18 protein-coding genes are annotated in these 18,010 nt (G+C 26.2%); 2 read left to right on the forward strand and 16 right to left on the reverse strand.

What is annotated here, in order from left to right; translation table 11 throughout:
* Positions 1–3: 3 nt before the first annotated feature.
* On the reverse strand, positions 4–336 hold the full coding sequence (locus tag KQI36_RS06315) for an ArsR/SmtB family transcription factor (RefSeq protein ID WP_216450160.1): 333 nt from the start codon (positions 334–336) through the stop codon (positions 4–6).
* Positions 337–935: 599 nt separating this feature from the next.
* Between KQI36_RS06315 and arsB the strand changes: the two genes are divergently transcribed.
* Positions 936–1,982: an ACR3 family arsenite efflux transporter gene (arsB, locus tag KQI36_RS06320; protein WP_216450162.1), complete on the forward strand. Its 1,047-nt coding sequence runs from the start codon at positions 936–938 to the stop codon at positions 1,980–1,982.
* A gap of 755 nt (positions 1,983–2,737) precedes the next feature.
* Here the strand turns inward: arsB and KQI36_RS06325 are convergent.
* The 5 genes from KQI36_RS06325 to KQI36_RS06345 form a co-directional block, all read right to left on the reverse strand.
* Entirely contained in the window at positions 2,738–3,250 is a 513-nt protein-coding gene (locus KQI36_RS06325) for a GNAT family N-acetyltransferase (protein ID WP_216450164.1), read from the reverse strand.
* Positions 3,251–3,470: 220 nt separating this feature from the next.
* Complete coding sequence (locus tag KQI36_RS06330) at positions 3,471–4,568, reverse strand: sensor histidine kinase (RefSeq protein WP_216450165.1); 1,098 nt, start codon at positions 4,566–4,568, stop codon at positions 3,471–3,473.
* Positions 4,565–5,251, reverse strand: a complete 687-nt coding sequence (locus tag KQI36_RS06335; RefSeq protein WP_216450166.1) for a response regulator transcription factor — start codon at positions 5,249–5,251, stop codon at positions 4,565–4,567. The genes KQI36_RS06330 and KQI36_RS06335 overlap by 4 nt, the downstream gene beginning before the upstream one ends.
* A complete protein-coding gene (locus KQI36_RS06340) occupies positions 5,244–5,849 on the reverse strand; it encodes a class I SAM-dependent methyltransferase (RefSeq protein ID WP_216450168.1) in 606 nt (201 codons plus the stop codon). The genes KQI36_RS06335 and KQI36_RS06340 overlap by 8 nt, the downstream gene beginning before the upstream one ends.
* A 496-nt stretch (positions 5,850–6,345) precedes the next feature.
* Positions 6,346–7,812 (reverse strand): methyl-accepting chemotaxis protein, encoded by a 1,467-nt coding sequence (locus KQI36_RS06345; protein WP_216450170.1) that lies wholly within the window; start codon positions 7,810–7,812, stop codon positions 6,346–6,348.
* A gap of 162 nt (positions 7,813–7,974) precedes the next feature.
* On the opposite strand from KQI36_RS06345, the gene KQI36_RS06350 reads away from it, so the two are divergent.
* A complete protein-coding gene (locus KQI36_RS06350) occupies positions 7,975–8,973 on the forward strand; it encodes a 3-oxoacyl-[acyl-carrier-protein] synthase III C-terminal domain-containing protein (RefSeq protein ID WP_216450172.1) in 999 nt (332 codons plus the stop codon).
* 246 nt (positions 8,974–9,219) lie between these two features.
* Here KQI36_RS06350 and KQI36_RS06355 read toward each other — a convergent pair whose 3' ends face one another.
* From KQI36_RS06355 to KQI36_RS06400, 10 genes are all read right to left on the reverse strand, one after another.
* Positions 9,220–10,497 (reverse strand): radical SAM/SPASM domain-containing protein, encoded by a 1,278-nt coding sequence (locus KQI36_RS06355; RefSeq protein ID WP_216450174.1) that lies wholly within the window; start codon positions 10,495–10,497, stop codon positions 9,220–9,222.
* A gap of 6 nt (positions 10,498–10,503) precedes the next feature.
* Positions 10,504–11,367 carry a class I SAM-dependent methyltransferase gene (locus KQI36_RS06360; RefSeq protein ID WP_216450175.1) on the reverse strand — a complete coding sequence of 288 codons (864 nt, stop codon included), beginning with the start codon at positions 11,365–11,367 and terminating at the stop codon, positions 10,504–10,506.
* Positions 11,364–11,939 (reverse strand): class I SAM-dependent methyltransferase, encoded by a 576-nt coding sequence (locus KQI36_RS06365; RefSeq protein ID WP_216450177.1) that lies wholly within the window; start codon positions 11,937–11,939, stop codon positions 11,364–11,366. The genes KQI36_RS06360 and KQI36_RS06365 overlap by 4 nt, the downstream gene beginning before the upstream one ends.
* An 85-nt stretch (positions 11,940–12,024) precedes the next feature.
* A complete protein-coding gene (locus KQI36_RS06370; protein WP_216450179.1) occupies positions 12,025–12,222 on the reverse strand; it encodes a hypothetical protein in 198 nt (65 codons plus the stop codon).
* Positions 12,223–12,670: 448 nt separating this feature from the next.
* On the reverse strand, positions 12,671–13,465 hold the full coding sequence (locus KQI36_RS06375) for an ABC transporter ATP-binding protein (protein WP_216450180.1): 795 nt from the start codon (positions 13,463–13,465) through the stop codon (positions 12,671–12,673).
* Entirely contained in the window at positions 13,458–14,327 is an 870-nt protein-coding gene (locus tag KQI36_RS06380; RefSeq protein WP_216450181.1) for an ABC transporter permease, read from the reverse strand. Before KQI36_RS06380 ends, KQI36_RS06375 begins: the two co-directional genes overlap by 8 nt.
* A 1-nt stretch (position 14,328) precedes the next feature.
* Complete coding sequence (locus KQI36_RS06385; RefSeq protein ID WP_216450182.1) at positions 14,329–15,327, reverse strand: ABC transporter substrate-binding protein; 999 nt, start codon at positions 15,325–15,327, stop codon at positions 14,329–14,331.
* A 927-nt stretch (positions 15,328–16,254) separates the two neighbouring features.
* Positions 16,255–16,674 (reverse strand): HutP family protein, encoded by a 420-nt coding sequence (locus KQI36_RS06390; protein ID WP_010294400.1) that lies wholly within the window; start codon positions 16,672–16,674, stop codon positions 16,255–16,257.
* Positions 16,675–16,884: 210 nt separating this feature from the next.
* The gene (locus tag KQI36_RS06395) at positions 16,885–17,502 is read right to left on the reverse strand and encodes a hypothetical protein (protein ID WP_216450183.1); all 618 of its coding nucleotides are present in this window, start codon (positions 17,500–17,502) and stop codon (positions 16,885–16,887) included.
* Positions 17,495–17,725, reverse strand: coding sequence for a helix-turn-helix transcriptional regulator (locus tag KQI36_RS06400; protein WP_061994174.1), 231 nt, complete (start codon positions 17,723–17,725; stop codon positions 17,495–17,497). Before KQI36_RS06400 ends, KQI36_RS06395 begins: the two co-directional genes overlap by 8 nt.
* Between the last annotated feature and the right edge of the window lie 285 nt (positions 17,726–18,010).

Raw genomic sequence — 18,010 nt, forward strand, 5'->3', positions numbered from 1 at the left:
CTCCTAATCATTTTTTTTACAATTACATTTTGATTTATCTTTACAAATACAATTATCTGTATCTGTTGTAAGATTCATAAGAAATAAAACAAGCTTATTACAATTAGAATTGTTAAGAGAATAGTAGTTCCATAATCCCTCTTTTTTACATTCTACTAAACCACACTCTATTAACACTTTCATATGATGCGATAATGTTGGTTGACTAAAATCAAAATGCTCCAATATATCACATGCACATCTCTCACCACAAGATAATATATCTATTATTTTTAATCTACTTGCATCAGATAATGCTTTAATAATTTTAGCATTTTCATCATAATTTAACTTCATATAGCCCCCTCCTTATATAGATATTCATCTATATAAACAATATAGAACTTTATCTATACATTGTCAATAAAAATATATATTTTACACATATTTAATACAAATAATATATATAATCATCTATATATACATATAAATTATGCAATTAAACTTAAATATGTGAATAAAAAAATAATTAATGAGAAATATATAAAATATACAACTTATGACGTAAAAAATAAATTTGAATTTATGCTAGCAACAGTTATTATATTCACAAGAATAATTTATATTCAAGTTTTAATTATTTTTTATAAACTTTACAAATCAGTACTTTTAGATAATTATAAAATCATATAACTGATCATTTTCTTTGTAAATATATTGATATAAATACACTAAAATATTTTTATATAAATAATAATAAATATTAAAACTTGTCACACATTAATTAGAAAATTATACATTGACATTATATAGATAATAGTCTATATGTATAATATAAGCTATTATTTATATAAAAATACTATTATAAATTTTAATTTTCTTGCCACATAATATTTTACATATGTTTTATCTATGATTTTGACATATGAATTATTTAATAATAAGGAGTGATAAATATGAGCAAAGAAAAAGCATCTGGCATAGGATTTTTTGAGAGATATTTAACAATTTGGGTTATAATATGTATGGTAGTAGGGGTATTAATTGGTAAGTTTATTCCATCTATTCCTAATTTTTTAGAAAGATTTCAATATGCAAATGTTTCTATTCCAATAGCAATACTTATTTGGTTAATGATTTACCCTATGATGATGAAGGTAGATTTTCAAAGTATTAAAAATGTTGGAAAAAACCCCAAAGGGCTTTTTGTTACATGGATTACTAATTGGCTTATTAAACCCTTCACTATGTTTGGTATAGCAACATTATTTTTTTATGTTATTTTTAAGGGGTTAATTCCAACAGATTTAGCAAAAGATTATCTTGCAGGAGCAGTATTGCTTGGAGCAGCACCCTGCACTGCTATGGTTTTTGTATGGAGTCATCTTACTAAAGGAGACCCTGCATACACAGTTGTTCAAGTTGCAACAAATGACCTTATCATTCTGGTTGCATTTATACCTATTGTTAAATTTTTATTAGGTGTAAGTAATGTTTCTGTTCCTTGGGATACACTTATTTTATCTGTTGTTTTATTTGTAGTAATACCATTAGTTGGTGGAATTTTAACAAGAATATTTATTATTAAAAACAAAGGGCAAGAATACTTTGAAAAAAAATTCATTTCAAAATTTAATAATGTAACAATTATAGGATTGCTAGTAACTTTAATAATTATATTTTCGTTCCAAGGTGATGTAATTATTGAAAATCCACTACACATTATTTTAATTGCTATACCATTAATTATACAAACTTTTTTAATTTTCTTTATTGCATATATAACAAGTAAAGTGTTAAAGTTACCTCATAATGTTGCTGCACCCGCAGGTATGATTGGAGCATCTAACTTTTTCGAACTATCTGTAGCGGTAGCAATTGCTTTATTTGGTACTTCTTCTCCCGTTGCACTTGCAACTATTGTAGGAGTTCTTGTTGAAGTACCTGTTATGCTAATACTTGTTAAAATTGCAAACAATACAACTCACTGGTTTTCAAAATAGAAACTAGGATAATTTAATAGACCCCACTATAAGTAATTAGTGGGGTCCTTTCCTTAATATATATAATTCTATTTTTTTAATTACTTTTCTTAATGTATCAAATCTATCTGAACCCTTTAAATACATATTAATCCTTATATCATCTACTTCTTCATCGACCTCATAAATACTCCTATCCATTCCAGTTTTATAATCTTTTCTATGGACTAAAATAGCATCTTTATTCTTTATATTTAACCAATCAAGAATTTAATATTACACAATCATTTATCAAAAAAAGATGTCCTTATGATAAGGTTTATATAGAGTGCTCCCATTATTCAATAAAAAAGCAATTTGTAGAAATACACACCGTACCTTCGAAGAAGCTAATATTACCATACTTAAATATATTGAAGGTTAGTACAACAGAAAAAAAAGCACACTCCGCTCTTAATTATATAACTCTAGCTCAGTGTGAATTATTAGCTAGAAGTGTATCTTAAAAAATTCTGACTCTTTATATCCAAGATATCAATATAATACCATGTTTTGATATTATTTTTCATAAAATAAATCACACTATAAAATACAGGTTTCGGGTAATCTGTCTCTTATTATTAAAAAGCATTATTAATATTTCTGAATTCAAAATATGGTAAGAAAATTACATGTAAAAAAGGAGCTATTGCTCCTCTAACCTTTAGTCAGTTTTGCAATATCCCCTTCTTAATGTATCATTATATTAATTTTAATTTTGTAATTTAATTATATCATTATAGTTGAATCCAGTATCTTTGTTTAACTTTTCCATCATCAATAACTTCATTTTCTAAGACTCCACCATTTTTTATAATGGTATTCGCTGATGCATGATTATTTTTAAAACAAGTAATTAAAACCTTTTGCATTTTTCTTTTTTTGCACTCTTCTAACGCCAAAGCTAACATTTCTGTTGCGTATCCTTTTTGACGTTCACTTGGTCTTATTCCATAACCAATATTGCCACCATATTGTAATAAGTATTCATTTAAATAATGTCTAATATCTATTGCACCTAACAAATATTTTGAATTATTATCAACTAAGAAATAAACATCCGAAGGAACAAACCCATATGGCAACTTTATACCTTTTGAGTTGTTATCAGATTCAATTAAAAATTCCTCAAAAGTATTAGAATTCCCTTTCATAGCTAGTGGAGTTAACTTTTCCTTATTATCTTTAAATTCATTAATCAAATCTTCCCATTCACATTTATACTCCTTTGTTAATTTAATAAGCTTCATTTCTTTCACCCCTCGCACTTATACTCTGCTTTATAAATTCCTATTTATTTGTCTTTTATTTTAAATCCATTTTCTTTTTTATTGTAACATATTCTGTAAATACGTTATTGCTTATGATACATTATTTTCAAATATAAAAACAACTTTAGATAACTTTTAACTTTAAGCATTCTCAAATTTTTAACATGTTAAAACAATAATAAAATAAAACTTAAAGAAACTAATCTTTAAGTTTTATTTTAGGTTCAACAGGTATTTCTATATTAATTGTAATAATTCTATTTGTATACTCAGCCCATATTTTCCCATTATGTAATTCAATAATTTTTTTAGCAATAGCAAGTCCAAGACCTGAACCTCCATCTTCTGTTCTTGCTTTATCAATTCTATAAAACTTATCAAAAATTTTATTTAAATCATCAAGAGGCATAACCTCAGTCTCATTTGATATAGAAACCGCTACTTTTCTATTATCTATATTAAGTTTTACATATATATTAGACGGTTTAGTACTGTATTTTTTTGCATTAATTAAAATATTATCAAATACCCTAACTATTCTTTCTATATCAATAGAAACAGTAGCATCCTTATCCGGAATGTCCAGTTTAATTATCATGCCTTCCTTTTCAAAGATAGGTATATATTCTCCTATTAACTGTTCCAGTAAACTACCTAAATCAACTTTATTGTAATTTAAGTCTATTTTAGGACTTGATAGTTTAGTGTATTCAAATAGTTCATTTATTAATTTCTTTAGGTTTTGAGATTTATTATAAATTATTTCAATATAATTATCGAACTGCTCTTTATTCTTATAATTTCCCATTCTTAGTAAATCAATATATCCAACTATAGAGGTTAATGGCGTTCTAAGGTCATGAGAAACACTTGAAACAAGTTCATTTTTTATATTTTCACTTTCTCTTTCAACATCAAACTTATGTTTTAGTTCTAATGACATAGAATTTATGTTTACAAAAAGTTCAGCCAACTCATCATTTCCTTTAATTTTAATACGCTCGTCTAAATTTCCACTTGCAATATTCTTAACCTTTTCTGACGCATACTTTATGTATTTTATTTTCTTATTAATAAGCAATAAAAAAGTAATAATAAATACACAAATGGTAATAAAAAATATCAATAAGTAAGAAATATTAAAGTATAATACATTTATATTTTCAGGATTAGCCATATAAAAGAGAATAACATATTGTGAAATAACTATAAATATTATTAAAGATATAATAAAGCTTATTGCTACTGCTAATATTAACTGAGTACCTATTCTACCGGTAATTTTATTTTTAATCATATCTTATAACCTACTCCCCATATAGTCTTTATATAAATAGGATTTTTAGGATCATCTTCAATCTTTTCTCTTATATTTGTTATATGCACCATTACAGTATTGTTAGATTTCAAAAAATCCTCTTTCCATACTGCCTCGTATATTTTACTAATACTTAAAACTATACCCTTATTTCTTCCAAGGAGTTCAAGTATATCAAATTCTTTAGGTGTAAGTCTTATATCCTTATTTCTAACTAAAACCTGTCTTGTATCTGTATTTATTATTAAATCTCCTACCTCTATTATATTAGCATTGATATTTTCTTCTTTGTTGTATTTTTTATACCTTCTTAGTTGAGATTTTACTCTTGCCATTAGTTCCATTGGATTAAATGGCTTTATCATATAGTCATCAGCACCGGCAGCTAAACCATGGATTTTATTCATGTCTTCTGATTTTGCTGAAAGCATAATTATAGGCATATTTTCTAAATTCCTTATCTTAATACAAGCTTCTATTCCATCCATTTCAGGCATCATTATATCTAATAAAATTAAAGATATAGTCTCTGTTTTGAGGATACTCAATGCTTCTATAGCATTTCCTACTCTTACCGTTTGATAACCTTCATTTTCTAAATATACAGAAATAAGATTTCTGATTTCTTCATCATCATCCACAATTAATATTTTATCATTCATAATTTAATTCACTCCTCTTATCATAAAAATTTATGTTATTATTCTTGCTACAACACAAAATATATGCAGGTGGAATATTTATAAATTCTTTTTGTATGCTGATTAATTCAAAGTATTTATTTATAAACTCTTTCTTTAATAAAGTATATTGAAATGTAATAAAATTGCCCTCTTCTTTTAAAATATTTCTTGTTTTATTTAATATATTTGAGGATACATTCTTAGGTAAACTCGCAAAAGGAAGACCTGATACAACATAATCAACATAAGGTATGTTATATTTTTTTAAGTATTTATCTACATATTCAGCAGAATCATTAATAATGTATAAGTTTATTTCTTTTTTATATTTCTCCTTTAATAAATTATAAAATTCATAATTATGCTCTATAATCAGGATTATGGTATCTTTATTTCTATACTTTAATAATTTATCAGTAAACACACCAGTACCAGGTCCATACTCAACAATGTATTGTGCTTTTGAAAAATCTATATTATCAATCATTTTTTCTGCAAGGTTATGTGAACTTGGAAAAACAGCTCCAACAGTTCTGGGATTTAATATATATTGCATTATAAACTTTAGTCTTCTCATAAATACTACCTCCTATTAATTAAGTTCTTCAATGATAATAATTATAGTAAAAAAATCTAAAGAAAAAGTTATGAAAAACCTTAAGATTTCTTAATTTTTATTATAAATGATTTATAAATTTTTGATACAACATAAACTCATACCTTAATTAAAGAATAGGTATGGTTTCAAAGTTCAAAATGCAAAAATCTTAATCTGCTATAAAGTTAACTAAGATAGCTTTTAAATATTGTAACTATATTCCTATAAAGAAATTTCAATCTATAATTTTAAATTCAACTTCTTAAATTTGAAAAGTTATTTTATAATTAATATAAAAAAGAATCTAATTCTAAATATTTAATAACACTAAATACTTGAAAATAGATTCTTTTACACATTTTTATTCTAAATTAATGACTATATATGAACCATATCATCCATAATAAATTAACCTATACATCACAAAATACGGTTACTTCTAACCTAAAACAACTATTTTTGTATATTATCTACTTTATTCGCCTATGGAATTTAATTCATTGCATATATCATCTATTTCGTTATAACTACTTGTTACATCTGTTATGCTACTATTAAGCTCATCAATAGCCGCAAAAATTTCTTCCATAGCAGTTGCAGTGGATTCTACAGCTTCACTAATATCATTTACTAAATTTAATGTATTTTTCATAGTACTTTCAAGCAATATAGACTGCGATCCAACACTTCCTGAATAGCTTAATACATTAGAAGTATTCTTATTAACATCTTTAAATAGTTTTTTAACATCATTTGTATGTTCATTACATAATTCAATTGACTTTCCTTCTTTTAATATTTCTTGTGCAACTACCTTTGTTTTATTAGATATATTATTCAATATTACTTCTATTTGATTTGTAGATATTTTCGAATCCTTAGCAAGTTTTCTTACTTCTTCTGCAACCACAGCAAAACCTTTTCCATATTCTCCAGCTCTAGCTGCTTCTATTGATGCATTAAGAGCTAATAGATTGGTTTGCTCTGATATTTCTGTAATACTGTTAATAATATTAACTATTTTTAAGTTTTCATCACTTAACTCATTTATCATGGATACAACACTTAGAACATTTGTATTTACCTTATTCATTTCCAAGGATAATATATCTACTTTATTATTGCCTTCTAATACAACATTTTCAGTTGATTTAGATAATTCCTCCATGGTTTTAATAGCATTCGTAACTTCTTCTACTTTTTTTACTCCACCCTCTATTGAGGACTTCATTCCACTCATTACATCCACTTCTTTAGTTGCACTATTAGCAACGTCACTTGTAGAGCTGGTTATTTCTTCTGCTATTTGTCCTGCTACAGAAATTCCACTTTTTATTTTTTCATTAGTTGTTGTTAAAACTTTTATAGTATTATATATTTTTTCTAACAATAACTCTGCTTTAGATTTAGCTTCTTTAGTAGCTTTATGAGTTTCTTCTAAATCTTTATAAATACTTTTAGTAGTAATGGCATTAATTGATAATATAGCTGATCCTGCTATTATGTATGCTATATAAAATACTAATTCATGGTATTCCACTGAAGCAAATAAGGTTGTCTTATAACCTAAGAAGAAATATACCACAAGTATTATAGCCAAAACTGCCTCAATAATTAATATTCTTAAATCTTGATATACACTCATTAATATAACACCATAATAGATCAAAATAAAGTTAGCCCAATTTGGGTCTGATATAAACATTACACATATGACAGCAGTGTACATCATTACTGTATAATACATTGTTTGAATAATGTATTTCTTTTTTATTAATATGAAATCGATTATAACTAAAGGTATAGATATTCCAACTAATATTAGTATGGCATTCCTATCTACATTTAAAATTTTATCAACAATTGCCCTCAATACTACAGATGCTATAAATCCCACCAACATAATTTTATTCTTTAATTCTGCGTTTTTTTTATAATCCACTAATACGCCTCCTTACTCAATATACCCTTATTATTATTCGTAATATTGTTATATAGCTTTACCTTATACAATACTTTTCTGCATAATTTTGTTAATTTACACAAATATTCTTCGATAATTATAAGTGAACATATTTAACAATAAAGATAAGGCGGAGATAAAATGAATATAAAAATTAAAAACATAGAATATTATCATCCTAAAACAAGTTATTCTAATGAATACTTTTTAAATCATTTTTCAAAACAGGATGTTGATATTTCTGGATTATTAAATGTTACTGGAAGAAATCAGAGATATGTTTCTGAAGATTTTCACGAAAATTCTTTAACTATGGCTATAGAAGCTTGCAATAAAGTAATAAGTACTGTGAATATAGATGTACAAGATATAGGTTTAGTTGTATTTGTATCCTCTACGCCAGAATATCTATCTCCTACAAATGCTGTTAAAATTCATGAAGCTTTAGGTTTATCTAGAAGTTCAAATGCATATGATATGAATGGTAATTGTTGCGGAATGATTATTGCAATGGATCAAGTCTGTAGAACAATGAAGAGCAATAATAGAATTAAATATAGCTTACTTGTAGGCTCTGACTTAGTAATTAGATATTCAAGAAAATCAGAACCTATTACTTATGCTAATTTTGGAGAATCTGCATGTGCTGTATTACTAGAAAACACAGAAGATAGCATATCAGATTTCATAGATAGTTCATCTTACGTAGATAGTTCATTAAGCGGCTATATAAAATTTCCTCCTGTGGGCTTTTCCAATGTATTGCCAGTAGATGGAAATATATCAAAAGATAATAGAATCATAGAATGGGCAGATTTTAATACAGATGAGGCCTTTGCAAGTTCTGTTGACTCAATAAATGAAATATTAAATCGAAATAATTTAACTAAAGATGATGTGAAATTATATTGTCTATCTCAATTTTCAAAGAAAAATATTGATATAATAAGAGATACTTTAGAAGAGCCAGAGAAAAAATTTCCATTCGTAGGTGACAGATTTGGATATACAGGTGTTACAAGCCCATTTATGGCCTTATCCGACTCTGTTTCAAATGGTAACATTAAACCTGGAGATCATGTTATTTTATGGACGGTTGGAGCTGGTGTAGTTGCTTCATGCATACTACTTAGATATTAATATGGGGAAACAAGCTGCAATTTAAATTTATTCATCAAATTTTTGTTATCAGTTGAGAAAAATAAGTGCAAATATATTTAGTTTAAAATTATGAATTAAGAATTTAGGATGAAAGTAATAACCACAACTGGTCACTCTTAACTCTTAACTTTTAACTAAAATAATCTGTTAGTTATATACTAGCCATCTATAAACTAAAAAAGCTGTAGTTTTATCTACAGCTTTTTAACATCTATTATTTAAATACTATTTATGTAAATCCCTATAGTATTTAGGATATTTATCACTCTTATTTTTATTACAAATACTTATTGATTTTTCCTTATTAAGTGGAAGTATACCTTCTGATTGCTTAAATACTTCTTTATTTACCTTCTGAGCAAAGCATCCTATTTTAGGCTTACCAATATAATTTTTCATTTCAATCCAAAGATTTTTTATAGATTCTTCTTTTACATTTCCAAACCTCATAGGTACAAAATCACAAGGATACAATTCTCCTGAAGCACTTATATAGGAATGTTGATTTCCTGCACCACAACCAAATTTTGCTTCGCTTTCTGTATACACAAAAGTTGTTATCTTAGGTAAATCACTTCTTTTATTTGCCTTATGTTGTATCTTTATAAGTTTTTCCCTATCACTTTTATTATAAAATACATTTTCTAATTGCTTTTCAGTTAAAAGGTTTCCACTTAGTATAGGTTCCAATATTTTCACTTCATGAGCACCATTATCTTTTGCAAGTTTAAACAATCTAAACAGTTTTTCTTCATCAAGATTCTCCTTTAATATAACTGTTTGTGCCATGGTATATAATCCTGACTTATTTGCATTTCTAAGTGCCTCAAGTGCATAATCAAAAGCATTTTCACTGTTTCTATTCTTATTATGTTGCTCTTTATTATAAGAATCTAAGCTTATTCCTATACCAAACAACCCACTATCTTTTAATTTTTTTGCTCTCTCATAGCTTAAATTAAAACCGCTAGTAAATAAAATTGATGTGCTTCTATTATCTATAGCTCTTATAATATCAAATATATCCTCACGTACTAAGGGCTCTCCTCCCGTTATTCCAATAATAGGCACATTCATATCTTGAAGTTCTCTAATAACTTTAATCCATTCTTCCTTTGTTAATTCCTTTTCTGCTTCTCTATTTTTTGCACTGCAATAAAGACAATTATTAGGACATTTATTCGTTATACATAAATACATAGATATCGGCGCAGTTCTTTCAGCATACATTTGCTTTGTAAATATATTTATAGGTTCATCTACTGCTAAGATATTTTGTATAAATGATTTAGTTGGAAAAGGTGGAAAAAAGGTGCTCAATATGTATTTATCCTCATGCTTCACTAGCTTCTCTCCCTTTAAAATACCATTCATCATCTTTATGTATTTGAATAAGGTGAAATTCTCATCTTCTTTTAAAATATTATAAATTTCTAATATGCCCTTTAGAACATTTTTATCTATAGACATTTTTGTCATGATTTTTAAATTATTAATGCTCATTTATTTCTATTCCTTTCTAAAGATACCATATGCAAATTTATGATTTATCTCATAAGCTCCATTTTTATATTTTTCTTTTTTTATTTTTTCAATTATCAAAGGTTTAACTTCATTGTAGTTGTTAAAGATTTTCCTAGTTCCTGCTGCTGCCCCAGTTATATTTAGCCACTGTAAAAGTTCTTCTGGCTCTTTAAAACTAAAGAATACCTCACCTTCTTCTACCTTTAAAGCTTTAAATCCATATTGATTGCACCATTTAACTAATCCCATCTTTCCCTTAGGTAAATTCAATTTTATATCCATAGGTTTGATTACTTCCTTTTGCTTCTCACTCATAACCTTCAAAAAAATATTTTCTATTTTATCTAAGGTTCCTTCAACATTTGTGATTATTGCTAATATACCTTCTTGTTTTAAAACCTTATTAAAAAGTTTTAATAGTTCATTATGATCAAAATAAGAAAGTGCCCAACCAAAAAATATAACATCATATTTTTCATTAGTATTTTTTAAAAATTCAATACCATCACTCTGAATAGCTGTCATCCTAGGATTATTGGTTTTCAAAAGCTTTTCAAGCATTTTATTTGACTGATCTACAGAAGTAATTTTATATTTTATAGATTTATTTAATAAGCTTTTTGTTATGTAGCCTGTCCCACAAGCAAAATCAAGTATTTTTAATTCTTTATCTGTTTCTATGTGCTTTGAATGAATAATATTGTCCGTATATCTACTCATCTCTTTAAGCCAAAAATGATATGTATCTGAAACTTTATCATACTCATCCTTATAATCATCTCTGCTTACAACTTCCTTTTTTATAAGTTTATATCCAATCTTTGAGTAGAACCATATTTTATTTATCATCTTTTCTCTCCTACAAATATAAAATAATACCCCTTATCATAAACCCTTTGTATGTAAAAACATTCTTCTAGTAAACTCCTAACTTCATCTTTAGTTCTAAAAAACAATCGTCCAAATAGAGTAAATTCAAATGCTCTCAATAATTTTGTTTTTATGTGCTTTCTATTAAAGTCCATCATAACTATCTTTCCACCATACTTTAATATTCTATTTATTTCAACTATAAGATCTTTTTGTTCTTTAATATGATGGAAAACATCACTTAATATTACTATATCAATAGAATTGTCCTCAAATGGAGTTTTCAAAGCATTTCCCCTTATGCATACCAAATTTCCCCTTTGATTTACCATTGAAAGCATCTTCTCACTTTCATCAAGTACGTATACAGTCTTACAACTATTACAAATATACTTAGCTAACCTTCCAGTTCCTCCGCCTATATCTACAACTACTTCATGTTCATCAATATTTGCAACAGACCTTATTTCTTCATGTTTATATAGATTAAACATAACCATAAATTTATCATAATATTTGTAAACCTTATCAAAATCTTTTATTTCTTTCATAAACACCTTTCCTTAGTAATTAATACTATAAATCATTATCAGTGAATCTTTTAGACTTCTATTTCATACCTGCATTTTAAGTAAATTATTTAAATATTTTTCTACTTTTTTTCATTTTAATAACTTTAGGCTGTGCCAAAGATATAGTATTTTTATATGTACTATACCCATCTCTTGAAACTATTTTTAGATTTAAATATATTTTTAACCCTTCTACAACATCATTAAGTTCTCTAGAAAAGATTATATCAATAATTTGATGTGTATCTATATCAACCATCATAGTTCCATATCTTGTCTCCTTTTTACAGCAAAATCATAGATGAAAGGTTTCATTATATTTTCTTTATTTGTAATTATTTCTTTTTTCAAAAAATTATAAATAGTACTTTTGCATACATTTGCAATAATCCTTTTTAAATATCATCAATAATCACATAACTAATAAATTCAAAATTTTCATCTAAAAATTTAATAGATTTATAGATTATAAAATCTACTTTCAAAATATAGAATATCTATAATAATATATTAAAATAAGTCTAAGTTCAACCAACTATGGAAAAAACAACAAAATATTTACATTATTAACTACTACTAACACTTTTTAAGGACTTTTCCACTTAAGATTATGCCCATGCTGGGCGCACAACACGAAAAAGAAGTACCATCTACAGGCACTCCTTATTCTTTACTTTCACAATAACTAAAGTATATTAAATTACACTATACTAAGCAAACATTACTCTGTCTGAAAGTTCTTCTTTAAAAGTAATTTTATTAAATTCTTCTATAAGATCATTTTTAGTTAAATTACTTTTTTCTATTTTCCCTATATCAAGGATTGTTTCTCCTCTATGCATCATAAGTAACCTATTTCCAAATTCTATAGCATGATTTAAATTATGAGTTATCATAATTGTGGTAATGTTTTTCTCTTTAACTATATCATTTGTAAGGTTTATAATTGTCTCTGATGTTTTTGGATCTAAGGCTGCTGTATGCTCATCTAAAAGCAAAATCTTTGGTGTATTTAGAGTTGCCATTAGTAACGAAAGGGCCTGCCTTTGTCCTCCTGATAACATTCCTACCTTTGTATTTATCTTATCTTCAAGCCCTAAATTTAATATAGAAAGATGATTTTTAAATTCCTCTATCTTTTTTTTATTAACGCCTAAAGAAAGTCCAAATTTTTTCCCCTTATTATCTGCCAAAGATAAATTTTCTAAGATAGTCATAGATGGTGACGTTCCTTTAGTCGGGTCTTGAAACACTCTACTTATAATTTTTGATTTTTTATGTTCTTTTAAATTAGTAATATCTCTTTCTTCTAAAAATATATTACCTGAGTCTAATTCTAAAGCACCAGATATTATATTTAAAAGAGTAGATTTTCCTGCTCCATTACTTCCAACAATAGTTATATATTCACCTTTATTTATTTCTAAATTAAAGTTATTAAAAATACTAGTTTCATTTATTGTTCCTTTATTAAAACCTTTATTTATAGATTTTAGCTTAAGCATCTAAATCACCCCTTTTTCTTAAAGAAAATTTATTTAGCATATTACTATTATTCATAACTATGGCAATAACCACTATTATTGATGTTATTAATTTCAAATCTGTTGGTGGCAAACCTAAATTTAAAGCAATTCCTACACTTAATTTGTACAAAAACGCTCCTATTATAACTATTGTAGTTCCTTTTATAAATTTACAATTATTAAAAACAGATTGACCAAGTATGATAGAAGCTAAAGCAATAACTATAAAGCCAGTTCCCATAGATATATCCGAAAACCTTTGATACTGTGCCATTATAGCTCCACTTAAAGCTACAAAACCATTAGATAACATAAGTCCAATTATTTTCATTGTTCCTTTATTTACTCCTAGTGAAGTAACTAATGTATCATTATCTCCTGTGGCCCTTAATATAAAACCAAACTTAGTTTTAAATAAAACATCCATTAAGAATTTAGAAACTAAAACTATTAATACTAAAATCATTACCATTGGTATATCACTAGAAAATATATTGTCTTTATTCATCATGGGAAGATTTGCCTTACCCATTACCCTTAAATTTATAGAATATAATCCTATCATAACTAAAATTCCTGATAAAAGATTAGTTATTTTTAATTTTACATGAAGTATTCCTGTAACTAGACCTCCTATAGCACCTCCTATAAATGCTACTACTAATGCCAAAATAGGATTAGTTCCTTTTAGTATAAGTGATGCGGTAATTGCAGCACCCAAACTAAATGTTCCATCTACAGATAAGTCTGGAAAGTCTAATATTGTATAAGTTATATATACACCTAATGCTCCTATAGCAAAAATAAGTCCTTGCTCTAAAGTTCCCATAAAGAAGGTCATGTTATTCCCCTCCCTTTATAAGTTTAGCTTTTTTCATTATATCTTCATCAATATTTATAGAAAGCTTTTTTAGCGTATCTTCATTTATAACAAGTTCTGTATCTTCCAAGGTTTTCATAGGTAACTCTTTTATATCTTTTCCTTCCAATACTTCAGCTGCCATAATTCCAGCTTCAAATCCAAGTTTTTTGTAATTAATTCCTTCTGTAATTAATGCTCCACCTTTAACATGAGCTTCTTCTGCTCCTACTATTGGTATTTTTTTATCTATTGCTTTAGAAGATATTATTGGCATAGACGAAGCTATCATATTATCTGCTGGTGTGTATAAAACATCAATTTTATCTAATATAGAATCTAAACCTTGACTTATATCATTTACACTATTTACACCTTTTACAATTACATCTATATTATTTTTCTTAGCTATCTCTTTCAAATTATTTATTTGAATTTCCGAGTTTACTTCACTAGTATTGTATAAAACTCCTATTGTTTTTACATCCTTAACTATTTGTTGTATAAGCTTTAATTGTTTTTCTATAGGTATTGCATCACTTGTTCCTGCAACATTTGTTCCTGACTTGTCCTTTGATTTTACAAGTCCTGCACTTACAGCATCTGTTACCGCTGTAGTTATAATTGGGATATCTTGTGTTGAATTAAAGGCTGATTGGGCTGCGGGGGTTCCAATAGCAAATATTAAATCTTTACTACTTGAAACAAAATTATTAGCTATCATATTAGATGTTGCAATATCACCTTCTGCATTTTGTAACTCTAAATTAAGATTCTCTTTGTCTTTAAACCCTTTAGAATCTAAGGCTTCTACAAATCCTTCTCTAGCTAAATCTAAAGCTGGGTGAGATGCTATTTGAGATATACCTATATTCACATTTTTTTCTTGTGATAAAGAATCTCCTGCACCATTTGAACATGCTGAAAATAAAAACATGCTTGTTAAAACTGAACTTAATAAAACTAATTTTTTTCCTACCATACTACCGTCCTCCTAATATTTTGTTTTGTATTTGTGTATGATTATAGGGTTCCAAATTAAATCTTAAACTTATTCATTTATCAATTGAGAAAACTCAAATTAATATTTCTATCAATAACTGACAGATTATTTTAGTTAAAAGTTAAGAGTGAATAGTGAACAGTTGTGGTTATTACTACTCACTTTGCTCCTAGTAATTCTCAACGTATCTTTTTATAAATTTGCAAAGCAAATTACATTAATAGATTTTAAAAAATCATTTTCAAAAAGTGGTTTCCACTTTTATCCTAAATTTTTAATTCATAATTAATAATTCTTAACTAACTATATTTGTACTTATTTTTCCAACTGATAACAAAAATTTAATGAATAAATTTAAAATATTTTCATACAAGGTGTAGTGTTAAATTCTAAATGATTCAGAGTATGTCTCACTATTTTAGGTATCCAAGTTTTGGAACGGATAATTTTTAAAGTCACCTTGGAACTCTATAAATATAATACAATTTTAAATATTATTATTTGTGCATTTATAAGATATAGACATTTAAATATAAAAATCCTCTCCATAAAAGTATATGGAGAGGACTATTTAAATTCCTAATTAACTCACTATTAATCTATATCTCCTACTTATTCTACCATGCTACTATTTAATATTTATGTATTACAAATATAAAAAACTATATTTTTAATATCTATACTTCTATCCTTCTATAATGTTAGTGAATTTATGTTTTCCATTCTACATTTATTTACTATACTTCTAATTCACTATAACATCTCTACTACTGTTCTACCATTCTACATACTACTGTTCTACTATTCTACCTACCAAGATAATCTAAATCTTCCATTCTAGATTATCGCTACTTTCTTGTTAAAAGGAATTATATATAAATTTTTCATTTATGTCAACTATATAAATTATATATTTGCTATAGATCTATGTCCAAGTCCTATTACTACTTCATTTAAATGAAGTACACCTATGCTAAGGAAAATACATACACTTATATGCTCTCCTTGCCTTGCAACGCCAATTTTACCACCTACATTAAGACCATTTGCCTTATCTGAAACCTGCATTATTGCCTCTCTAGTAGCTCCTGCAATTGCACCTTCATGAATATGACAATCTTTAATTATTCCAGTTCTCTTAGACGCAACTAAAGCCCTTTCTATAATTTTTAGAATAGATGTATTTAAATTTCCACCAATATCTACTGCTACAGCTAAAACATTATCTTTTTTAAACTCCTCTATAAGTCTTTCCTCTTCTGCTCTTGAGGATATTGCCATTTTTACAGAAGCTTTTGCTATATCTACACTATTTTTTTCTTTCATGAAAGAACCTCCTAAATAAGTTATTATATTACATACTTTTATTTTAATAATTCTACAACTCAAAAATAAACTTTTATATTTTACAAACTATTATATCACTAATCTTATATTCTCAATTAAAAAATATGTAATTATAATAGTTAATATTAAGAAGAATATACTCCTTCTATAAAAAATAATGTACTTTTCTACTACTTTTTATGTATAACATCAAAATTTTTTTGATATTATATACAGTATTAAGCCTATAAAAAATAACCCATATATTATAAAAAATATTTTTGAAAACTTATTTGCAACTTTCTCCATCTCTTTATGTTCTTCTCTATTTAATTTTTTCTTCGGATAAAGTCCTATAATTAATGAGATAGTTATAAAATTAATCATCATTAATAAAGTATCCAATCTAATGAAACTTGACTCATTTGTAAAAATTTTAACTTTTAAAAATCCTGTAATAATAAAAATAATACTTGCTGCTGTTGATAAATAACATATACCATTTAAAATTTTAATATTTTTAACCTTTAATTGTATTCTCATACCTTTCATATAAAGAAAATATAATATTAAATATAATACACAAAGAATGTTAATAAAAATCATTACTACATGTAAATTTAAATTAATACTTCCTACTGTAGCCTTATAATATATATATGCCATTAGCAATACAATGATTGATATATTTGAACCTTTCAAAGCATAACTTTGGGCTTCTTGCTCCAATTCATCCTTATCCATAACCATACAGATAATATAAATAGCTACAAACATTGTAGATAAAAGCACATGCAGTTGAAAATGAACCAGTTGTAATTTATCCATTATTATCTCCCCCTAAAAACTCAAAAACTTCATCAACTGTTTTATCAAAATAATTAGCGATTGAAAAAGCAAGTTTTAATGAAGGATTAAAAGTACCCCTTTCAATTTCTGATATTGTACTTCTATTAACCCCTAAATCAATAGCTAAATCTTCTTGTGTAATGTTACGTTCAATTCTTAATAATTTTATTTTTGTATTAAAAATTTTTCCTCTTCTAACCATAAAACCCCTCCTTCAATTGGTATTATATACTATTTGTTGTATATATACAACATTGTTATGTTTATACACGTTATTTTTCAGCATATATACAACATTTTTCTAAATATATTTAACTTTTAATAATAACTTTCTACAAACTTTTATATCTGTTTTTAAAAAATATATACATACTTCCTGCTTTGATATACGTGAAAAATAAAGAAATATTATTTTTTATAAAAGTATAGAAATAGGTAATGGCAATAAAATATTTTATTGCCATTACCTATTCCTCAAATATAAAAA

The sequence above is a fragment of the Clostridium senegalense genome (assembly GCF_018916625.1).
GTDB classification, from domain to species: domain Bacteria; phylum Bacillota; class Clostridia; order Clostridiales; family Clostridiaceae; genus Clostridium_J; species Clostridium_J senegalense.